The organism is Gryllotalpicola sp. CP2-P1 (assembly GCF_057512245.1).
In genome coordinates, this window is the sequence record NZ_JBLRDT010000224.1 from 1 (window position 1) to 3,883 (window position 3,883).

A 3,883-nucleotide genomic window follows, 5' to 3' on the forward strand; every position below is an offset into this window, starting at 1 on the left:
GCTCGCGTTCCCGGCGGCTTCGGGGCGGCAGCCGCTCAGCAATAGACACAGGGCGACGGCCGCGACGATCCCCGCGCGCCTCACCACGCGATGATCATAAGCGCGCGGGCGGTGCTCAGCGGCTCGAGCGCAGCAGCGCGAACGAGCGGGGCGCGAGCGTCAGCCGCCGTGCGGCATCGACGTCGAGGCCCTCGTCGCTCGTGAGCTCGAGCCGCCAGACGCGGCGCGGCGTGTACGGAAGGGAGAACTCGACCCCGTTCTCGGCGGCGTTCATCAGGACGGCGAAGGTCGTGTGCCCCTGGTGCCCCAAGACGAACTGGATCGCCTTGTGCTCGGGCCGGTGCCAGTCCGAGTTCGTGAAGCGGCGGCCGTCGGCGCGGCGCAGGTCGACGGTGCGCGGGCTGCCGGAGCCCGGCGCATAGCGATACCAGTCCGGGCGCAGCGCGGGCTCGGCGCGGCGCAGCGAGATCAGGGTGCGGGTGAACTCGGCCAGTTCGTCGTCGCCGTGCTCCCAGTCGAACCACGACGTCTCGTTGTCCTGGCAGTACGCGTTGTTGTTGCCGCCCTGCGTGCGGCCGCGCTCGTCGCCGCCGAGCACCATCGGCACGCCGGCCGAGAGCAGCAGCGTGGCGAGCAGGTTCTTGCGCTGGCGGGTGCGCACGCGGTTGATCTCGGGGTCGTCGGTGGGCCCTTCCGCGCCGTAGTTGCTTGACCGGTTGTCGGATTCCCCGTCGGCCCCGCCCTCGCCGTTCGCCTCGTTGTGCTTCTCGTTGTAGCTCGTCAGATCGGCGAGCGTGAAGCCGTCGTGCGCTGTCACGAAATTGACGCTCGAGAGGGGCGAGCGACGGGATGCCTCGTAGACGTCGGGGCTGCCGAGCACGCGCTGCGCGAAGGTCCCCAGCATGCCGGGCGTGCCGCGCCAGAAGTCGCGCACGTCGTCGCGGAACCTCCCGTTCCACTCCGACCAGTCGGCCGGGAATCCGCCCACCTGGTAGCCGGCCGTGTCCCACGGCTCCGCGATCATCTTGACGGGCGCGAGCGTCGGATCCTGGTGGATGAGCGCGAGGAACGCGCTGTGCACGTCGGGGTCGCCCCCCTGTCTCGTGAGCGTCGTCGCGAGATCGAAGCGGAACCCGTCGATGTGCATCTCGGTCACCCAGTAGCGCAGCGAGTCCATGATCAGGGCGAGCGCCGCCGGATGCCCGACGTTCAGGCTGTTGCCGGTGCCGGTCGTGTCGAAGTAGTGCTCGGCGTCGCCCTCGACGAGCCGGTAGTACGACGGGTTGTCGATGCCCTTGAGGCTCAGTGTCGGCCCCTGGTCGTTTCCCTCCGCCGTGTGGTTGTAGACGACATCCAGGATCACCTCGATGCCGGCCGCGTGCAGCGCCGCCACCATCCCCTTGAACTCGTTCACCTGCTCGAGCGGGTCGCGCGCAGCGGCGTACTCGGGGTGCGGCGCGAGGAACGCGAGGGAGTTGTAGCCCCAGTAGTTGCGCAGGCCCTTGTCGAGCAGGTGGCCGTCCTGCACGAAGCGGTGCACCGGCATCAGCTCGACGGCCGTGACGCCGAGCTCGCGCAGGTACCCGACGGCTGCGGGGTGCGCGAGCCCCGCGTAGGTGCCGCGCAGCTCCTCGGGCACGCCGGGCATCGTCTTCGTGAAGCCCTTCACGTGCAGCTCGTACACGACCGACTCGGCCAGCGGCGTGCGCGGCGGGTCGTCGCCCCGCCAGTCGAACGAGCCGGGGTCGGTCACGACGCCGAGGATCGTGCCGTCCGGGGCATCCGCCGTCGCCGTCGCATAGGGGTCGAGCAGAACCTTGCTGTCGTCGAAGCGCAGTCCTGATGCCGGGTCCCAGGGGCCGCTGACGCGCAGGCCGTAGCGGGTGCCCGGCCGCATGTCGCGCACGAAGCCGTGGAAGACATGGCCGGTGCGCATGTCGAGCTCGGTGCGTGCCTCGGAGCCGTCGTCCTGGAGCACGCAGACCACGACGCCGTCGGCGTTCTCGCTGTAGACCGCGACCTCGGCGCCGCCCTCGGCCAGATGGACGCCGAGCGGGGGCCGCGCCGACTCGTGGCGCGGACTCACGCGGCCCCGTGCTTCAGCAGCAGGGCCGCGGCGCGGTCGAAGGTGACCGATTGGCCCACTTCGACGCAGCGGTCGAGCCGGGCGCCCGCGAGCGCCACCCAGACGCCGCCCACCTGCTCGATGTAGCCGGCGCTTCCCTTGGCGTCCGCGCCGGCGCTCATGACGCGGTAGAGGCCGTCGCTCTGCTTCTCGATCTGCCAGTCCCCAGAATCCGTCCGATAGACCGCCTGGCTCTTCATTGCTCGTCCCTTTCCCCTGCGGGAGCAACGCTGCTCCACCGTGAAGGTACGGCGTGCGGCACCCGGCGCGACAGCCGTTGACAGCCGCGTCTGCGCCGGATAGGCCGCGGAAAGCCGAGCTCTTCGAAATCCGTCGCGCCCGCGAGGAGAACCCCCGCTCATCGGTGCGCGACCGGCTAGCGTGATCGTGTGAGCGTCGATCCTCCTTTCCGCAGCGACATCGTCGGCAGCTTCCTGCGCCCCGAGAGCGTCAAGCGAGCGCGAGCAGACCACGAAGCCGGCCTGCTCGACGACGCGCAGCTGCGCGTCGTCGAGGACACGGCGATCGTCGAGCTGATCGCGCGGCAGAGGGAGGCCGGCCTGCGCGCCGTAACGGACGGCGAGTTCCGGCGCGCGTGGTGGCACTACGACTTCTACGACGGGCTCGATGGCGTCGCGGTCGTCGACTCCGATCACGGCATCCAGTTCACGGGCGCCAACACGAAGAACAAGGTACTGCGGGTCACCGATCGCATCGGCTTCTCGGCCGAGCACCCCTTCCTGCAGCACTTCGCCTACCTGCGCGAGAACGCGCCCGCGGGCGCGCTGCCCAAGATGACGATCCCGTCGCCGACCGTGCTGCACTTCCGTCTCGACGCCGACGCGGTCACCACCGGCGCCTATGCCGACCACGAGGCGGCGTTCGATGACCTGGCCGCCGCGTACCGCGATGCGATCGCGGCGTTCTATGCGGCCGGGTGCCGCTACCTTCAGTTCGACGACACCGCGTGGGCGTATCTGTGCTCGGAGACCGAGCTCGAGAAGGCGGCGGCGCGCGGCATCCGCACCGAGGGGCTCGCCGAGCGCTACGCCGCGCTCATCAACGCGTCGCTCGCCGGCAAGCCCGACGACATGGTGGTCACGACGCACGTGTGCCGCGGCAACTTCCGCTCGACCTGGATCTCGTCGGGCGGCTACGAGCCGGTCGCCGAGCAGCTGCTCGGCAACACCGCCTTCGACGGGTACTTCCTCGAGTACGACAGCGAGCGCGCCGGGGGCTTCGAGCCCCTGCGCTTCCTGCCGCGCGGCGACAAGACGGTCGTGCTCGGCCTCATCACCTCGAAGAGCGGCGAGCTCGAAGACCGCGCCGCCATCGCCCGCCGCATCGAGGAGGCGGCGGCGTTCGCGCCGCTCGAGCAGCTGGCGCTCAGCCCCCAGTGCGGCTTCGCCTCGACCGAAGAGGGCAATGTGCTCACCGAGGAGCAGCAGTGGGCCAAGGTGCGCGAGGTCGTCGCCATCGCCGACGAGGTCTGGAAGTAGCGGCGCTCGGGGAATCCCGTGATCGACGTGGAGGTCGGGCGCTGGCTCGACCCTGAGGCGGCGTTCCTCGCGCTGGACGACGGTCGGAGCGAGGTCGTCTGGTTCGATTCCGGCGTTCATGCCGATTCCGGCATGAGTCTGCTCGGGTGGGCGGGGGATGCCCCGCGTCGGCTCGCGGCGCACGATGCCGCCGACGCCGAGGCGATGCTGGCCGCGCTGCGTGGCGAGCTCTCGGCGCCGGGCGATGCGCTGCTGCCGC

At 70.6% G+C, this 3,883-nt stretch carries 4 protein-coding genes; 2 read left to right on the forward strand and 2 right to left on the reverse strand.

All coding sequences use genetic code 11. The features are described 5' to 3' along the window. Positions 1-115 precede the first annotated feature (115 nt). Positions 116-2,086 (reverse strand): glycogen debranching protein GlgX, encoded by a 1,971-nt coding sequence (gene glgX, locus ACM2XV_RS13170; RefSeq protein ID WP_487027254.1) that lies wholly within the window; start codon positions 2,084-2,086, stop codon positions 116-118. Next, positions 2,083-2,325: a hypothetical protein gene (locus ACM2XV_RS13175; protein ID WP_487027255.1), complete on the reverse strand. Its 243-nt coding sequence runs from the start codon at positions 2,323-2,325 to the stop codon at positions 2,083-2,085. Before ACM2XV_RS13175 ends, glgX begins: the two co-directional genes overlap by 4 nt. A 189-nt stretch (positions 2,326-2,514) precedes the next feature. Between ACM2XV_RS13175 and ACM2XV_RS13180 the strand changes: the two genes are divergently transcribed. Both ACM2XV_RS13180 and ACM2XV_RS13185 read left to right on the forward strand, forming a co-directional pair. Continuing rightward, positions 2,515-3,624, forward strand: coding sequence for a 5-methyltetrahydropteroyltriglutamate--homocysteine S-methyltransferase (locus ACM2XV_RS13180; RefSeq protein WP_487027256.1), 1,110 nt, complete (start codon positions 2,515-2,517; stop codon positions 3,622-3,624). 18 nt (positions 3,625-3,642) lie between these two features. Next, positions 3,643-3,883: hypothetical protein (locus ACM2XV_RS13185; protein ID WP_487027257.1), on the forward strand; the 241-nt coding region annotated here is incomplete at its 3' end.